This window comes from Rhizobium sp. 01T437, assembly GCF_056398505.1.
Genome location: NZ_JBFTPM010000002.1, coordinates 82,870 through 99,398, shown reverse-complemented (window position 1 = coordinate 99,398; position 16,529 = coordinate 82,870). Strand labels below are relative to the sequence as shown.

The window sequence follows — 16,529 nt, the reverse complement described above, 5'->3', positions numbered from 1 at the left end:
CGGAGGAGAACAGCGGCATGGCATTGCACCTGGAGGAAAAGCTTCAAGCTGCGAGCATTTGATGCCGCCGGAAAACCGGCTCATCGAGGCATGAGACGTGCATTGCGATGCAAACGAGCGGCGCTCGGGGCAAAGGCCGGCACCGCCGCAAAGGAGGAGGACAGAATGAAGATCACACGCAGAACCTTCGTCGGCGGAGCTGCCGGCGTCGCCGCGGCCGGAATGTTGCCGCTGCGCGCTTTCGCCCAGGCAAAGGCACCGGCAAGCCCTGTTACCATCACCGTCGTCGACGTCGCCGGCAATCTGGCGCTGACGCAGGGCATGTTCCAAAACTACGCCAAGGCCAAGCCGGAATTTGTTTCCAGCTTTTCCTTCACCAAGGCCCCTGCTCCGGAACTACCGGCCAAGATCCAGGCCCAGCAGGCTGCCGGCAAGGTCGATATCGATCTCGTGCTGACCGGCACGGACGCGCTCTCGGCCGGCGTCGACCAGGGTCTCTGGGTCGACCTGTCCAGCCACAAGTCGGCACTGCCCAATCTTGAAAGCATCCTGCAGCCACAGGCCTTCAAGATGCAGGCGCTCGCCAAGGACCAGGGCGTCGTCATCACCTATTATCCGTCCGGCCCGCTGATCGAATACATGCCGGACAAGGTGGCGACCCCGCCGAAGACGGCGCAGGAACTGCTCGACTGGACGAAGCAGAACAAGAACAAGTTCCTCTATGCCCGCCCGGCAAACTCCGGCCCGGGCCGCACGCTGCTGATGGGCCTGCCCTACTTGCTCGGTGACAGCAATCCGCGCGACCCGGTCAACGGCTGGGCCAAGACCTGGGAATATCTGGCCGCTCTCGGCGAAAACATCGAATACTACCCGACCGGCACCGCAGTGGTCTTCAAGGAACTCGGCGAAGGCACGCGCGACATCGTCGCCACGACCACCGGTTGGGACATCAACCCGCGCGCGCTCGGCATCGTTCCCGAGGAAGCCAAGGTTGGTAAGCTCGAAGGCTTCCACTGGGTCACCGACGCTCACTATGCGGCGATTCCGAAAGGCGTTTCCGACGAAAAGATCGGCGTTCTGCTCGATGTGCTGAACTTCATCTATCAGCCGCAACAGCAGGCGATCGCCTATGACGCCGGCTACTTCTATCCCGGCCCGGCGGTGAAGGATGTCACGCTCGAGATGGCGCCGGCAGAAAGCCAGGAAACCATCAAGGAATTCGGCCGGCCGGAATATGCCGACTGGATCGCCGGCAGCCCTCTGGAAGTGCCGCTGGAACCCAAGCAGCTCGTCCAGGCCTTCCGCATCTGGGACGAAAAGATCGGCGCCAAGAAGGGCTGATCCTTTTTGACAGAAATGAACCGGCGCCGGGCATCCTGACGCCGGATTTCTAACGGCTATGATTGCCGATAAATGGAGATTGCATTGACTTTGCCGGTTCAAAACGCAGCAACGCTGTCTTCGCGGAAGAATGCGCGCCTTGAGCTTGATGGCATCAAGCGATCCTTCGGCGCCTATAACGCCCTCGATGGCATCGATCTCACGATTGAACCCGGCGAATTCATCGCACTTCTCGGACCCTCCGGCTGCGGCAAATCCACGGCGCTGAACTGCATTGCCGGCCTGCTTGGCCTTACCGGCGGCGAGATCCGCCTCGGCGGCAACCGCATCGACCAATTGGAGCCGGAAAAGCGCGGCTTCGGCATGGTCTTCCAGAGCTACGCCCTCTTCCCGCATATGAGCGTGCGCAAGAATGTCGGCTTCGGCCTTGCCATGCAAGGCATTCGCGGCGCCGAGGCCGACAAGCGCGTCATCGATGCGCTGGCGCTGGTGCGCCTCGAAAGCCAGGCGGACAAGCTGCCTGGCCAGCTCTCTGGCGGCCAGCAGCAGCGCGTCGCGATCGCCCGCGCTATCGTCATTCGCCCGCCGATCGTCCTGATGGATGAGCCGCTGTCCAACCTCGACGCCAAGCTGCGTTTGGAAATGCGGGCCGAAATTCGCGGCATCCACGATCAGATCGGCTCGACCACCATCTATGTCACACACGACCAGGATGAGGCACTTTCGCTTGCCGACCGTATCGTCGTCATGAGCCAGGGCCATATTCAGCAGATCGGCACGCCGCAGGATCTCTACCAGCGACCGGTCAATCTCAATGTTGCCGATTTCATGGGCTTCCGCACCCGCATTCCCGGTCGCGTCGTCTCCGTGTCCGGCACTGAGGCGGAAATCGAAGCCGCCGGCGCACGGCTGACCGGCACCATGCGCGACACGTTGAAAGTCGGCGATGCCGCTGTACTCTCAGTGCGCCCGGAAGATCTCGTTGCCACCGCCGACGGCATTCCCGTCATCGTCGCGAGCACCGAGTATCGCGGCCGCGCCTTCTTCGGCATGGCCCGCTCGGCCGACGGATCGGAGCTCTATTTCCGCTCCGACGATGCCTTGCCGCGTGGCTCTGCCACCACCCTGCAGCCGGTCGCAGGCCGTTCTCTGCTCTTCAAAGGCTCACCGGCATGAACGGCGCCCCCTCGCTGAAAACCCGGCTTGCCGCACAAGGCCTCGACGGCACGACGCTGCTCGTTCTGCCGGGCCTCTTCTTCATGATCGCGCTCTTCATTTATCCCTTCGTCTACGGCGTCGCGGATTCGCTGATGCCGAAGGATGGCGGTGTCTGGTATGAAAATTACGCGAAGTTCTTCTCGGACCAGTTCCAGTACGGCACGATCGCCAACACCATGTGGCTGGCCTTGCCTGTCACCATCGTGAACCTCGCCTTCGCAGTCCCCGTTGCCTTTCGCGTCCGGCTGATGCGCCGGCAACGTCTGCTGACGACGATCCTCGTGCTGCCGATCACGCTCGGCACCGTCTTCGTCGCTGATGGTCTGCTGACTTTTCTCGGCCCGCGCGGCTGGTTCAACGAGACGCTCATCCTGTTCGGCATCCTGGATTCGCCGGTCAAGCTCACCAACAACTACTGGGGCGTCTTCGCCTCGCTGCTGATCACCGGCTTCCCCTTCGCCTTCCTGCTGACGCTGTCCTATATCACCGGTATCGACCCGGCGATCGAGCAGGCCGCCGCCACGCTCGGCGCCAATGCGCGCCAGCGCTTTACGCGCGTCTTCCTGCCGCTCCTGGTGCCTGGCCTTGCCGTGACCTTCTGCCTTTCCTTCGTGCAGGCTTTCGCCGTTTTCCCATCGGCCGTCCTGCTCGGCGCGCCGGCCGGTCCGACACGCGTCATCTCGATTGCAGCCTATCAGGCTGCTTTCGAGCAGTATGACCATTCCTACGGCACGGCGATCGCCCTGATCATGGGTGGCGTCGAGCTCATTGTTGTCGTCGCCATCCTCGGCGCGCGTTCGTTCTTCTACCGCGGCCCGGCCGGCGGCACGAAAGGCTGAGCCATGATCCGTGACCAGGGCCTTACCTCGAAGATCTGGCGCATCGCCGTCTGGGCGCTCGCGACCCTCTTTGTCCTCAACCTGCTTGCGGTCATCGCGGCCGTGATCGTCAACTCTTTCGCCACACGCTGGCTCGGCACATGGCTGCCACGCGGCTGGACGGATCGTTGGTATTTCAGCGCCTGGAGCGAGTTCCAGCTTTCCAGCGTCGTCATCGTCACCTTCGAGATGGCCTTTGTCGTCGTCATCATCTCGGGCATTCTGGGCGTATTGACGGCCTATGCACTGGCGCGGCGCGATTTCCCGGGCAAGCGCGCCATCATCCTCTTGTTCCTGCTGCCGCTGTTGATCCCACCGCTGACCTACGGCATTCCGCTGGCAACCGTGCTCTACCAGCTCGGGCTCGGCGGCACCTTCTGGGGCGTGGTTCTGATCAACCTCGTGCCGTCCTTCCCCTTCGTCGTGCTCGTCATGATCCCCTTCATCGAGCAGATCGATCCGCGCATCGAGGCAGCCGCCCGCGTCTTCGGCGCCGGTACGACCAGCCTCTTCATCCGTATTCTGCTGCCGCTCTTGCTGCCCGGCATGCTGGCCGCGTTGCTGCTCGTTCTGGTGCGCACGCTTGCCATGTTCGAGCTGACCTTCCTCATCGCCGGACCGCAGACCCAGACGCTTGTCGTCTCTCTTTATTACGCGGTCTTTGCTTCCGGCGTACGAGCCAGCCAGTCGATCGATGCGATGGCGGTGATCTATATGGTGACGACGCTGTTCTGGCTCATCATCGCGCTGCAATTCGTCAATCCGACGCAGATCGTCGCGCGCGCCAAGCAGCAATCGGCGCATTGAAGCATGTCGCGCAAAAGTGTGAAGCGGTTTTGCGATAACGACATGCCAAAAAAGAGCCGCTGCCGGCAGAACCTGCAGCGGCTCCAAGAAATCAGTAGACTTCGGGAACGTAGAGTTCCGGCGGAACCGGGATACGCTGATAATCTTCGTGACGCACGCGCTCGGGAAGTACGATCTCTTCCTTCGGTACGTCCTCGTAGGGGATCTGGCTCAGCAGATGCGCGATGCAGTTCAGACGCGCCCGCTTCTTGTCCACGGCCTGAACGACCCACCACGGCGCTTCATCGATATGCGTACGGTCCAGCATCTCTTCCTTGGCCTTGGTATATTCCTCCCAGTGGACGCGGCTCTGCAGGTCCATGGGCGAAAGCTTCCACTGCTTCAGCGGATCGTGGATACGCATGTTGAAGCGGAATTCCTGCTCCTCGTCAGTGATGGAGAACCAGTATTTGATGAGGATGATGCCGGAACGCACCAACATGCGTTCGAACTCAGGCACAGAGCGGAAAAACTCTTCCAGTTCATCCTTGGTGCAGAAGCCCATGACGCGCTCGACACCGGCGCGGTTGTACCAGCTGCGGTCGAAGAGCACCATTTCGCCTGCCGACGGCAGATGCGGAGTATAGCGCTGGAAATACCACTGGTTCCGCTCGCGCTCGGTCGGCGCCGGAAGTGCCACGACGCGGCAGACGCGCGGGTTGAGGCGCTGGGTCACGCGCTTGATCGCGCCGCCCTTGCCGGCGGAATCGCGGCCTTCGAAGAGCACGACGACCTTGAGCTTCTTGTAGTGGACCCAGTCCTGAAGGCGGACAAGTTCATGCTGCAGGCGGAAAAGCTCTCGGAAATAGAGCTTGCGTTCGAGCGTCTGTTCGGCCGGACCGGACATGCCCTCGGCGACCAGCTCGTCGAGCCGGTCCTCCTCCATCTGCATTTCCAGCTCTTCATCGAAGCTGTCTGCAATCTCGTTCTTGATACGGTCGAGCTCAGTGTTTTCGATCATGGCACGCTCCCTGTTCAATTCGCTCGATAAAGCACGTTCTCGCCATAGCTATATGACAGAGTTGCGACGATCGAAAATTTGCTTTGGCAAAACGCAAAATTATAAGGCCGAAACACCGGCTTGCCCCGCCTTTCATGGTCGTCCCGGCGGTCGCGATCGACTGGTTCTACAGATGGCCGCGGCTTGTGCCATGTCAAGTTTTATGTATACATTGGACTTGCTGAGCAATTTTCGCGACGGCGGCGTTTTCTTCGGAGGAGCGAGGGAAAACGCTCAGGTCGCGGGCATATCTCCGGGAGAGAGATATGGTGCACAACATTGGGAGGAGTATACATGGTTTCGTTTTCAAGAAGACTATTCGTAGCTGGCGCTGCGCTCGCCACACTCGCCGGAGCGCCTGCATTTGCACAGGAAACAGTCAAGATCGGCGTGATCCTGCCGATGACCGGCCCTTTCGCCTCAACCGGACGCCAGGTCGAGGCCGGCGCTCGCGCATACATGGCAATCAACGGCGATACGGTTGCAGGCAAGAAGGTCGAGCTCGTCCTGCGTGATGATGCCGGCACTGCCGACCAGACCCGCCGCATCGCCCAGGAACTCGTCGTCAATGATGGCGTCAAGATGCTGGTCGGTTTCGGCCTGACACCGCTTGCCATGGGTGTCGCCCCGGTTCTCAACCAGGCGAAGGTTCCGGCGATCATCACCTCGGCCACGACCTCGGCCATCATGAAGCAGTCGCCCTATTTCGTGCGCACCTCTATGGGCGGTCCACAATCCGCCGTTCCGGTTGCCACCTGGGCCGTCCAGAACAATCTGAAGCGGGTCGTCACGCTGGTGACCGATTACGGTCCGGGCATCGACATCGAAAAGGGCTTTACCGACCAGTTCAAGAAAGAAGGGGGCACGGTTGTTGAAGCACTCCGCGTTCCCCTGCAGAACCCTGATTTTGCGCCCTTCCTTCAGCGTGTGCGCGATGCCAAGCCGGACGCCCTCTTCGTCTTCGTACCCTCGGGCGTCGGCGCGATCTTCATGAAGCAGTTCATCGATCGCGGCCTGGCCGATGCCGGCATCAAGCTGATCGCCACCGGCGACGTCACCGATGACGATCTCCTGAACGGCATGGGACCGGCCGCCAAGGGCGTCATCACCGGCCACTTCTATTCGACCGATCACGACAGCCCGGAAAACAAGGCCTTCGTTGCCGAAGTTCGCAAGGCCAACAAAAATATGCGCCCGAACTTCATGTCCGTCGGCGGTTATGACGCGATGCATGTCGCCTATGCAGCGCTCGAAAAGACCGGCGGCGATACTGATGGCACGAAGCTTGTCGACGCCATGAAGGGCATGGAATTCGTCAGCCCGCGCGGGCCTATCACCATCGATCCTGATACCCGCGACATCGTGCAGGACATCTATATGCGCGAGGTCAAGGAGAAGAATGGCGAGCTCTACAATGTCGAGTTCGCGACTTACCCGAAGATCCACGATCCGAATACGGCTGCCAAGTAAGCCTTTGGAACAGGCGGCGGAAGCAATTCCGCCGCCTGGATGCGGTGAGGTCTCATGCTGACAATCCTGTTCGACGGCATCGCCTATGGCATGCTTCTCTTTGTTCTCGCCTGCGGATTGTCGGTCACGCTGGGCCTGATGAATTTCGTCAATTTGGCGCATGGCGCCTTTGCCATGGCAGGCGGTTACGTCACCGTCATCATGATGAATAGCTACGGCATCTCCTTCTATTGGTGCCTGCCTGCCGCCTTCATCGTCACGGCGCTTGCCGGCGTTGTGTTGGAACGGCTGCTCTACCGCCGCCTCTATTCGGCCTCGCATCTCGATCAGGTGCTGTTTTCGATCGGCCTCGTCTTCATGGCGATCGCGGCAATCGATTATTTCATGGGCGGGCAGCAGCAACTCATCAACCTGCCACCTGAACTCAGCGGCCGCTTCGACTTCCTCGGTATCGATATCGGCCGCTACCGGCTTTTCATCATCGTCATCTGCGCGGTGCTGACGGTCGCGCTGCAACTGGCGCTCACCCGAACCCGCTTCGGCAGCCAGCTACGTGCGGCCGTCGATGACGGACGCGTCGCCCGCGGCATGGGCATCAATGTCTCGGTCATCTTCGCGCTGACCTTCGCGCTCGGCTCCGGTCTCGCCGGCCTTGGTGGCGCACTCGGCACCGAACTGCTCGGCCTCGATCCGAACTTTCCGCTGAAATACCTTATCTATTTCATGATCGTCGTCACCGTCGGCGGCACCTCGTCCATCACCGGCCCGTTCATCGCAGCACTTCTGCTCGGCGTCGCCGACGTCGCCGGCAAATATTACGTGCCGCAACTCGGCGCCTTCATCATCTATGCCGTCATGATCCTAGTGCTGATCCTCCGGCCCCATGGCCTCTTCTCCCGGGAGGGCGGCCGATGAGCGGCGAACGCAACAACGCCTCCACGCAGGCCATGGGGCTCCTGAGGCGCGCCGGCCGCTGGCAGATCTGGGAATTCGCGCTGTGGCTGGTGGCCATCGCCGCGATCTTCGTCCTGCCATCGCAGATGCTGATCCTGACGGAGATCGCCATTCTGGCGCTCTTTGCCGTCTCGCTTGATCTCATCCTCGGTTATGCCGGCATCGTCTCGCTCGGCCACACCGCCGTCTTCGGCCTCGGCGCTTACACGGCTGGTCTCTTTGCCGTCCACGTCTCCGGCGAACCGATTATCGGCCTGCTGGCGGCTGGCCTTGTCAGCAGCCTCTTCGGCTTCCTGACGAGTTTCCTTGTGTTGCGCGGTTCCGATCTCACCCGCCTGATGACCACCTTTGGCGTCGCCATGCTGCTTGCCGAAGCGGTTAATCAGGCGGCCTGGCTTACCGGCGGCGCTGACGGGCTAAGCGGTATCATCATCAACCCGATCCTCGGCTATTTCGAATTCGATCTCTGGGGTCGTACCGGCTATGTCTACTGCCTTATCGTGCTTGTCGCTCTGACCTACATCGCCCGTCGCATCGTCAATTCGCCCTTCGGCCTGTCGCTGAAGGCGATCAAGCGCAACCAGCGCCGCGCCTCCATGCTCGGCATCTCGCCTACCCGCCGCATCGTCGCGATCTATACGATCTCGGCGGCCTATGCCGGTATCGCAGGCGCGCTGCTGACCCAGACGACAAGCTTCGTCTCGCCAGACGTGCTCGCTTTCCACCGTTCAGCCGAAGTGCTGCTGGTGCTGGTCATCGGCGGTGTCGGCTATCTCTATGGCGGCGTCTTCGGCGCGGTGATCTTCTCCATCCTGCGCAACTGGCTGTCGGTCATCACGCCGCAATACTGGATGTTCTGGATCGGCCTCGTGCTTATCATCATCGTTCTGGTCGGCCGCGAGCGCCTGACACGCTGGCAGACTCTGCTACCAGGCTCAGCCCGCAAGCGCGAAGCCGGCATGCAACAAGCCGTCGCGGAGGAAAGCAAATGACGCTCGCCCTCGAAACCCGTCATCTCGTCAAGCGCTTCGGCGGCTTCATCGCCACCAACGATGTCTCGCTGCAGATCCGCCAGGGTGCCCGTCATGCCCTGATCGGCCCGAACGGCGCCGGCAAGACCACCATCATCAACCTGCTGACCGGCGTACTGACACCGAACAGCGGCGAGATCCTGCTCGCTGGTGAAGACATTACCGGCATCTCTTCCTATCGTCGCGTCGGCAAGGGTCTTGCCCGTACCTTTCAGATCAATCAGCTCTTCGGCGATTTCACGCCGCTCGATTCCGTCATGCTGGCGATCAGCGAACGCCGGGGGCATGGCCGCTTCGCCTGGCGGCCGCTCTCGGCCGACCGCGAAGTAGCCAATGAAGCCGCCGCACTGCTGGAGCGCTTTCGTTTGGTCGATGTCATGGGCACGCCGACGACACTCCTGCCCTATGGCAAGCAGCGCCTGCTGGAGATCGCCCTTGCGATTGCCATGCAGCCGAAGGTGCTGCTGCTCGATGAGCCCGCCGCCGGCGTTCCCGAAGAGGAGCGGCACGAGGTTCTCGGCATCGTCCGCGAGCTGCCGGCCAATGTCACCGTCGTGCTGATCGAACATGATATGGATCTCGTCTTCTCCTTCGCAGACCGTATCTCGGTACTCGCCGCCGGAGCGCTCTTTGCCGAGGGAACCGTCGCCGAGATCTCGAAAGACCCGCAGGTGAAGGCCATCTATCTCGGGGAGGATGCCTGATGGCCGAATTGCTGCGGATCGAACGCCTCGTCGCCGGTTATGGCGAAGCGCGGGTGCTTGCCAAGGTCGATGTCTCGCTGGAGGAAGGCCGTTCGCTGGCATTGCTCGGCCGCAACGGTGCCGGCAAGACGACCCTGCTCAACACCATCATCGGCGTGACCACCCACCACGCCGGCTCCATCCACCTGCAGCAGCGCGACATCACCCGGCTCAGGGCGGAAAAGCGCGCGCCACTCGGCATCGGCTGGGTGCCGCAGGAACGCAATATCTTCCGTTCGCTGACGGTGGAGGAAAACCTGACGGCGAGCGCCCGCCCCGGCGCATGGAATGTCGGCCGCGTCTATCAGATGTTTCCGCGCCTGCAGGAACGCCGTCGCAACCTCGGCAACCAGCTTTCAGGCGGCGAGCAGCAGATGCTCGCGATCGCCCGCGCCCTCATGCTCAATCCGAAGATCCTGCTGCTCGACGAGCCGCTGGAAGGCCTCGCGCCTATTATCGTCGATGAACTTCTGGCCGCACTGCGCCGCATCGTCACCGGTGAGGGCATGTCGGCGATCATCGTCGAGCAGAAGGCCCGCAAGGTGCTGCCGCTGACGGATGAGGTGATCGTGCTTGAACGTGGCGCAGTCACCTACCGCAACACATCCGAGGCACTTCTCGCCTCACCCGAGACCCTCGACGCACATCTCAGCGTCTGAGGTTATGCCTCGCGCGGCGGTACACGGGTGATGCGCGCACCGAGCGCGTTCAGCCGCTCCTCGATCCGCTCATAGCCGCGCTCGATTTGCTGGGCATTGTTGATGACGCTGGTTCCTTCGGCGCACATGGCGGCGATCAGCATCGCCATACCGGCGCGGATATCCGGGCTCTCCACCTGTGCGGCACGCAGCTTGGAAGGGCCGGCGACGATCGCGCGATGCGGATCGCAGAGCACGATGCGGGCACCCATGGTAATCAGCTTGTCGACGAAGAACATCCGGCTTTCGAACATCTTCTCGAACATCAGCACCACGCCATCGCACTGCGAGGCGGTAACAATGGCAATCGACATGGTGTCTGCCGGAAATGCCGGCCAGGGCTGATCCTCGATCTTCGGAATGTGCCCGCCGAAATCCGGCTGGATCTTCATCTCCTGTCCCGCCGGCACCACGAGATCGTCGCCTTCGATGCGGCAGCGGATGCCAAGACGCTCGAAGGTCATCAGCGTTGAGCGCAGATGTTCCACGCCCGCCCGGCGGATGGTGATTTCAGAACCGGTGACGGCAGCAAGGCCGATCAGCGAGCCGATCTCGTTATGGTCAGGGCCGATACGGTGCGACGCGCCGCCGAGCGGCTCGCCGCCGTGAATAGTCATCGTATTGGTTCCAATGCCCTCGATCCTCGCACCCATGGCAATGAGGAAATGTGCGAGATCCTGGACATGCGGCTCGGAGGCGCAATTGCGCAGGATCGTCTTGCCTTCTGCAGCGACTGCCGCGCAGAGCGCATTTTCCGTCGCCGTGACGGAGGGTTCATCCAGAAAAACGTCCGCACCGCGCAGGTGCCTGGCGCGGAAACTATAGGAGCCGTTGACGCTGATCTCCGCACCGAGTTGCTCCAGTGCGAGAAAGTGTGTGTCAACGCGGCGGCGGCCGATGACATCGCCGCCCGGCGGCGGCAGCGTGATCTCGCCGCAGCGCGCTAGCATCGGACCGGCAAGCAGGATCGACGCGCGGATACGAGCGCAGAGGCCGGGATCGAGATCAGCCGGCTTGAGGTCACTTGCCTCAATCTCGAGTTCGTTGCGGCCAAGCCAGCGCGCCTTGGCACCGACGGATTGGATCAGCTCGACCAGTGCTTCGACATCGCGGATGCGCGGCACGTTGGTCAGATGCACGAGCTTGTCGGTCAGCAGCGAGGCGGCAATGATCGGCAGGGCGGCATTCTTGTTGCCGCTCGGTTGGATCTCGCCGGCAAGGCGATGGCCGCCCTCGACGATATATTGAATTCGCTCATGCGGCTGGGCCTGTGCCACTGCTGTCATCCTTGTTCGATTCGATTTTTCAGGGGGCATATCTGCGTTGTCATTGTGACATCGGAGTGATCACCCATCGGGAAGTGTGGCTGTTTTTAACGCCGCCGTACGCGGACGGCTAGAGGCAAGGCGACAAGACGAATCCATAAAAAACGGCGCCCTCCCAGGCGCCGTCGTTAACACCGTGGATGGGTGTCGGATTTCAGCCCTTCTTGCTACGCCAGCTGTCGGCGTAATTCTCGCGGGCTTCGCTGGCATAGGGCGTGGGCGAAACGCGCACACGGATTTCCGCCTGCTTGTGCGGCTCGACCGAGGTCTTGCCGGAGCCACCGTCAGGCTCGCCCCAGACGAGGGTCAGTACGTCGCCGATCTCGACATCCGCATCGACGATGCCGAGCGAAAGCATGCAGCGTTCGTTGTAGCTATAGCCATTGAACATCGACATGCCGACCATCTTACCGTCCCGCACGATCTTGTCGGCGCTGGTCGAGGCGTAATTCGGCTGCGGGAAATCGATCCACTTGAAGTGATCCTCGCCCGGACGGAAGGCCGAGGCGATGACGTTGACGACATCTTCGGCGTTCCACTCGAAGGTTACCTTCTTGCGGCTCGTCTGGCCCTTCATTTTTTCAAGTGCGGACTTGCCGACGAAATCGTCCTTCTTCCAGCCGATGTAGAAGTCGTAGCCGAGTTCGAACGGCGTGACGTAATAGTCTTCGATATTGCTGGAAACAAAGCTGCCGCCGATCGCACCCGTCGCCTCGTAGCTGTCGGCGCCCAACCAGTCGCGATAGGCCGCCAGCATGCCATCACCCGTATAGATGCCYGGCAGCGGCGACGGGATCCAGCCGGACTCCAGCGTGTTGGTGGAATAGGCGCGGCTGCCGCAGCGAACAAGATCGACGCCGGCCGCCTTTGCCGATTCCATGATGACCGAGTGGACATAGGCCTTGTCTTCGTAAGGTCCCCAGATTTCCAGGCCCGGCGCGCCGGACATGCCGTGGCGCAACGCATTCACGGTCTTCGAGCCGACCTTGATCTTGTCGACATGGAAGAACTTGATGTCAGGGATCGGCCCGCCATTCATCTTCTCGAAGATCTTCGGGGCATCCGGTCCCTGGATCTGGTAGCGGTAGTGCGTGCGCAGCACCCGTTCGCCTTCAGGGCGAGAGGGCGAACGCGGATCATATTTCAGGCGCACATTCCATTTGCCGTAGGCAGCACAGAACATCAGCCAGTTGGAAGTCGGCGAACGGCCGACGAGGATGAACTTGTCTTCGCGCTCACGGAAGATGATCTGGTCGCCGATGACATGACCGGCAGGCGTGACCGGCACGAAATGCTTGGCGCGGTTCGTATCGAAATTCGAGAAGGAGTTGACGCCGTGATAGGCGAGGAACTTCTCCGCATCCGGGCCTTCGACGGTCAGCTCGTCCATATGGTGCGACTGATCGAAGAGGACGGCGGAGTTGCGCCACGCGGCCTGCTCCGAACGCCAGTTGGAAAACTCGGCCGCCACGACCGGGTATACATACATGCCGACCTTGGAATTGCGCAGCAACTCCACCGTATTGCCGGCCGACTTCAAAACTTCGGATAGGTTCGATCTCGCCACCTGATATCCTCCCATTGGCATGCGATAATGTATACATGAAATGCCCAATGCGATCAGATTGCAAGCCTATTTTCTCCCGGCAGCACCCAGTTCAATGCTCCAAAAATGAAAAAGGGCGGCCATAGGCCGCCCTGTTAAGCGCGAATTATCTGAAATTACCGGTGAATCAGCGCAAGCCCCCTGATCTGCTCGATCAGGGTTGGGTCCTCCGCCAGAATGTATTCAAGATTACGCCGCGCCGTCCGTGCGTGCTCCCTGGCGATCGCTTCCGCGCGGCTGCCTTCGCGCGCTTCGATCGCACTGACGAGCGCCTTGTGCTGGTCCTGTGCGGAGCGCAGCGAACGGCGGAAGGCGGTGATATCAGCCTTGTCGGGCAGGAAGGCCGACGGCGAGGCAAAGGGCAGCGAACTTGCCCGCTCCACCTCACGCCGAATGATCTCGCTACCGGCAAGCGCTGCAAGCTGATGGTGGAATTTTTCGTTCAGGTCGGAATAGGCGTCGAAATCGACATCGTCGAGCTGCTCACCGAAACAGGCGTCGAGCTTGAGCACCGTCTGCCGGATATCCTCAAGCGCATCAGGTGTGGCACCTCGTTCGGCAGCGAGCCTTGCCGCCATGCCTTCCATGACGCCGCGCACCTCGATGGAATCGACCACATCGGCAAAGCCGAAGCGACGAACCACAAAACCGCCATTTGGCAGACGATCGAGCAGCCCCTCCTCCGTCAACCGCGACATCGCCTCACGCACTGGTGTGCGTGAAATATCGAGCGCCTCCGCTAACGGTACTTCGAAGAGGCGCGTGCCGCCCTGCAGTTCGCCGCTCAAAATCTTTTCCCGCAACTCGATAACGGCGCGACGGCCATGCGTTGCGGCTTCACTCTGCTTCATCGGCGCCTCCAATCCCGGCTAAATGTATATAACAGCGCGAACGCATACAAAACCCCACCTCAAGCTATCACTCTAGCACATACTTGTATGCATACTGAGAGGCGCTGCCCGCGAAGTACGGCAATCATCATAGCCATATCAACCGATCACTTGACAAAATGTATACATTTATGATGTCTGCTTTGTGGGAGGAAAATCGATGGCAACGCTCGCGCTCATTCCAGGGCTCGTGTCCGACAGCATTGTATGGGCGCCACTTGCCGAGGCTGTCGCGCAGCACATGGCTGTGCATGCAGCCGACGTCTCTCGCACCTCCTCGATATCAACCATGGCGGAAAGCATTCTCGCGGCCACCGACGGCGATCTGATCGTGGTTGGCCACTCCATGGGCGGGCGCGTCGCCATGGAAATGGCACGCATCGCACCGGAGCGCGTCAGCGGCCTGGTGCTCGCCAACACCGGCCATCACCCGAAACGCGACGGCGAGGAAATCAGACGCCGGCAGATGATCGACCTTGGCCACCGCAGCATGGAAGAACTGGCGGACGAGTGGCTGCCGCCCATGCTGAGCCCAGCTCGGCTGACGGATGCGGAACTCATCGCCAGTCTGCGCGCCATGGTGCTGCGAGCCGATCCCGATATGCATGAGCGGCAGATCCGCGCGCTGATCAACCGACCGAACGCCAGCGCCTATATAGCCGAACTCGGCTGTCCCATTCTGCTTGTTGCAGCGCGCGACGATAGTTGGAGCCCGATCGTCCAGCATCAGGAGATCGCGGACGCGGCATCCGATACAGAACTCGTCATCATCGAAGATGCCGGCCACTTCGCACCCCTAGAGCGGCCAGTCGAAGTTACGGCCGCAATCGCCAGCTGGCTGACGCGCAGATTTGGAGGAATTTATGCCTGAAAATACCGCGACCATTCCCGATACACCGCTCTTCGATCGGGCCGGATCGATCCGTGGTTACCAGCTCAACAAGATGGCGATGGCGCTTGGTCAGCCTGCTAACCGCGACGCCTTCAAGGCGGATGAGGATGCCTATCTCGCCCGCTTCGGCCTGGACGATGAGAAAAAATCCGCCGTCAAAAGACGTGACTGGCACGAGATGGTGCGCCTCGGCGGCAACCTGTTCTTCATCCTGAAGATCGCCGCTGTCGACCCGACGCCGATCACTCAGATCGGCGCTGCACAGGCCGGCATGTCGCATGAGGATTTTCTCTACGAAAGACTGGGAAAGAAAAGAAATGGCTAAGATCATCGGCGGCCTCGGAACGAGCCACGTTCCCTCGATCGGTGCGGCACTCGACAAGGGCCTGCGCGACACGCCGGACTGGAAGCCTTTCTTCGATGGCTACGAGGCAGGCAAGCAATGGATGCGCGAGGCGAAGCCCGATATCGCCGTCGTCGTCTTCAACGATCACGGCAATAGCTTCTTCCTCGACCGCGTGCCGACCTTTGCCGTCGGCGTGGCGGAAACCTATCAGCCGGTCGATGAAGGCTGGGGACCACGGTCCATTCCCGCCTTCGAAGGTGCCGTCGATTTTTCCTGGCACTTCGTCGACAGACTGGTCCAGCGCCATTTCGATCCGCTGGTCTGCCGCGAGATCGAGGTCGATCACGGCCTGCAGGTGCCGATGGAACTCTTCTTCGGCCGGCCGGAGCGTTGGCCGGTCAAGGTTCTGCCGATCTGGGTCAACACGATCCAGTATCCAATCCCCACCCCGCAGCGCTGCTGGGAAATGGGCAAGGTATTGCGCGAGGCGATCGAAAGCTGGCCGGGCGACGAACGTGTCGTCATCCTCGGCACCGGCGGTCTGTCGCATCAGCTTCAAGGCGCCCGCGCCGGCTTCATCAACCAGACGGCCGATCGCGCCTGGCTGGACGGCATTGCTGCCAATCCGGAACCTTATCGCGCTATGAGCCGCGAGGATTATGTCGAGCAGTTCGGTTCGGAAGGCGCCGAGCTCATCATGTGGCTGGTCATGCGTGCCGCCATGAACGAGCAGGTAAACCTCATCCATAAGCACTATCATGCCCCGGCCTCCATGACTGGTGCCGGCATGGTCGTTCTGGAAAACGCCGCCTGATGCCCGCCTTCTTCCTCATGCGCTGCTTGCACCATTCCGGGCAGGATAGCGCCCGCGACCTGCACCGCCCGGCCCATCGCGCCTGGGTGCAATCCGGCGGTGAAGGCCTCGCTACGGTGCTGATCGGCTCTGCCCTGCTCGATGACGGCGGGACCTCGATCGGCAATTTCGGCATATTGGAAACGGCTGGTATGGCCGAGGCAAGAGCCTTTGCCGAAGGCGACCCTTTCAACAGGGCATGCATTGTGGCAAAGATCGAACTCACGCCATTGCCTGCGACGTTCCAGGCCGGACGCATCAGTGATCCGATGACACCGAGGACATAGAGTTTTAGTTCCGCCACGAGCGGGAGGGGTGCCCCGGAGAGGGGCAGATGAGGGGGCTGGCAAAGCAAGAGAGGGAACGATCGAACCGAGAGGGACGGTCGCTTGTGAGCTACGGCCCCCTCATCCGGGCCGTACGGTCCCGACCTCGGAT

Annotated in this window: 17 protein-coding genes; 13 read left to right on the top strand and 4 right to left on the bottom strand. The window is 61.2% G+C overall.

The features are described from left to right. The first annotated feature begins 165 nt into the window (after window positions 1-165). The 4 genes from AC1DM5_RS03915 to AC1DM5_RS03900 all read left to right on the top strand — a co-directional run bounded on the left by AC1DM5_RS03915 (window position 166) and on the right by AC1DM5_RS03900 (window position 4,244). Window positions 166-1,341 (top strand): extracellular solute-binding protein, encoded by a 1,176-nt coding sequence (locus tag AC1DM5_RS03915; RefSeq protein ID WP_477821072.1) that lies wholly within the window; start codon window positions 166-168, stop codon window positions 1,339-1,341. A gap of 72 nt (window positions 1,342-1,413) precedes the next feature. Further along, window positions 1,414-2,517 carry an ABC transporter ATP-binding protein gene (locus AC1DM5_RS03910; protein WP_477821073.1) on the top strand — a complete coding sequence of 368 codons (1,104 nt, stop codon included), beginning with the start codon at window positions 1,414-1,416 and terminating at the stop codon, window positions 2,515-2,517. Further along, the gene (locus AC1DM5_RS03905; RefSeq protein WP_477974626.1) at window positions 2,514-3,398 is read left to right on the top strand and encodes an ABC transporter permease; all 885 of its coding nucleotides are present in this window, start codon (window positions 2,514-2,516) and stop codon (window positions 3,396-3,398) included. The genes AC1DM5_RS03910 and AC1DM5_RS03905 overlap by 4 nt, the downstream gene beginning before the upstream one ends. Window positions 3,399-3,401: 3 nt before the next feature. After that, entirely contained in the window at window positions 3,402-4,244 is an 843-nt protein-coding gene (locus AC1DM5_RS03900; RefSeq protein WP_018114719.1) for an ABC transporter permease, read from the top strand. A 91-nt stretch (window positions 4,245-4,335) separates the two neighbouring features. Here AC1DM5_RS03900 and ppk2 read toward each other — a convergent pair whose 3' ends face one another. Next, window positions 4,336-5,244: a polyphosphate kinase 2 gene (ppk2, locus tag AC1DM5_RS03895; RefSeq protein WP_007820820.1), complete on the bottom strand. Its 909-nt coding sequence runs from the start codon at window positions 5,242-5,244 to the stop codon at window positions 4,336-4,338. 333 nt (window positions 5,245-5,577) lie between these two features. Here ppk2 and AC1DM5_RS03890 point away from each other — a divergent pair, with 333 nt between their 5' ends. Genes AC1DM5_RS03890 through AC1DM5_RS03870 form a run of 5 tightly spaced genes read left to right on the top strand, consistent with a single transcriptional unit; the run spans window position 5,578 to window position 10,140 of the window. Further along, a complete protein-coding gene (locus AC1DM5_RS03890; RefSeq protein ID WP_439016381.1) occupies window positions 5,578-6,753 on the top strand; it encodes an ABC transporter substrate-binding protein in 1,176 nt (391 codons plus the stop codon). A gap of 54 nt (window positions 6,754-6,807) precedes the next feature. Continuing rightward, window positions 6,808-7,668 (top strand): branched-chain amino acid ABC transporter permease, encoded by an 861-nt coding sequence (locus tag AC1DM5_RS03885; RefSeq protein WP_477821076.1) that lies wholly within the window; start codon window positions 6,808-6,810, stop codon window positions 7,666-7,668. Then, window positions 7,665-8,699: a branched-chain amino acid ABC transporter permease gene (locus AC1DM5_RS03880; RefSeq protein ID WP_477821077.1), complete on the top strand. Its 1,035-nt coding sequence runs from the start codon at window positions 7,665-7,667 to the stop codon at window positions 8,697-8,699. Before AC1DM5_RS03885 ends, AC1DM5_RS03880 begins: the two co-directional genes overlap by 4 nt. Continuing rightward, window positions 8,696-9,442, top strand: a complete 747-nt coding sequence (locus tag AC1DM5_RS03875; protein ID WP_477974624.1) for an ABC transporter ATP-binding protein — start codon at window positions 8,696-8,698, stop codon at window positions 9,440-9,442. The genes AC1DM5_RS03880 and AC1DM5_RS03875 overlap by 4 nt, the downstream gene beginning before the upstream one ends. Then, on the top strand, window positions 9,442-10,140 hold the full coding sequence (locus AC1DM5_RS03870; protein WP_477821079.1) for an ABC transporter ATP-binding protein: 699 nt from the start codon (window positions 9,442-9,444) through the stop codon (window positions 10,138-10,140). Before AC1DM5_RS03875 ends, AC1DM5_RS03870 begins: the two co-directional genes overlap by 1 nt. 2 nt (window positions 10,141-10,142) lie before the next feature. Here AC1DM5_RS03870 and murA read toward each other — a convergent pair whose 3' ends face one another. The 3 genes from murA to AC1DM5_RS03855 all read right to left on the bottom strand — a co-directional run bounded on the left by murA (window position 10,143) and on the right by AC1DM5_RS03855 (window position 13,961). Continuing rightward, window positions 10,143-11,465, bottom strand: coding sequence for a UDP-N-acetylglucosamine 1-carboxyvinyltransferase (gene murA / locus AC1DM5_RS03865; RefSeq protein ID WP_477974622.1), 1,323 nt, complete (start codon window positions 11,463-11,465; stop codon window positions 10,143-10,145). A 193-nt stretch (window positions 11,466-11,658) separates the two neighbouring features. Then, on the bottom strand, window positions 11,659-13,071 hold the full coding sequence (ligM, locus tag AC1DM5_RS03860) for a vanillate/3-O-methylgallate O-demethylase (protein WP_477821081.1): 1,413 nt from the start codon (window positions 13,069-13,071) through the stop codon (window positions 11,659-11,661). 155 nt (window positions 13,072-13,226) lie between these two features. Further along, a complete protein-coding gene (locus tag AC1DM5_RS03855; RefSeq protein WP_113319503.1) occupies window positions 13,227-13,961 on the bottom strand; it encodes a GntR family transcriptional regulator in 735 nt (244 codons plus the stop codon). 199 nt (window positions 13,962-14,160) lie between these two features. Between AC1DM5_RS03855 and AC1DM5_RS03850 the strand changes: the two genes are divergently transcribed. Genes AC1DM5_RS03850 through AC1DM5_RS03835 form a run of 4 tightly spaced genes read left to right on the top strand, consistent with a single transcriptional unit; the run spans window position 14,161 to window position 16,378 of the window. Next, on the top strand, window positions 14,161-14,871 hold the full coding sequence (locus tag AC1DM5_RS03850; protein ID WP_477821083.1) for an alpha/beta fold hydrolase: 711 nt from the start codon (window positions 14,161-14,163) through the stop codon (window positions 14,869-14,871). After that, entirely contained in the window at window positions 14,864-15,217 is a 354-nt protein-coding gene (locus AC1DM5_RS03845; protein WP_477974620.1) for an extradiol ring-cleavage dioxygenase, read from the top strand. The genes AC1DM5_RS03850 and AC1DM5_RS03845 overlap by 8 nt, the downstream gene beginning before the upstream one ends. After that, the gene (locus tag AC1DM5_RS03840; RefSeq protein ID WP_477821085.1) at window positions 15,210-16,052 is read left to right on the top strand and encodes a class III extradiol dioxygenase family protein; all 843 of its coding nucleotides are present in this window, start codon (window positions 15,210-15,212) and stop codon (window positions 16,050-16,052) included. The genes AC1DM5_RS03845 and AC1DM5_RS03840 overlap by 8 nt, the downstream gene beginning before the upstream one ends. After that, window positions 16,052-16,378 (top strand): YciI family protein, encoded by a 327-nt coding sequence (locus AC1DM5_RS03835; protein WP_477974618.1) that lies wholly within the window; start codon window positions 16,052-16,054, stop codon window positions 16,376-16,378. Before AC1DM5_RS03840 ends, AC1DM5_RS03835 begins: the two co-directional genes overlap by 1 nt. Window positions 16,379-16,529 lie beyond the last annotated feature (151 nt).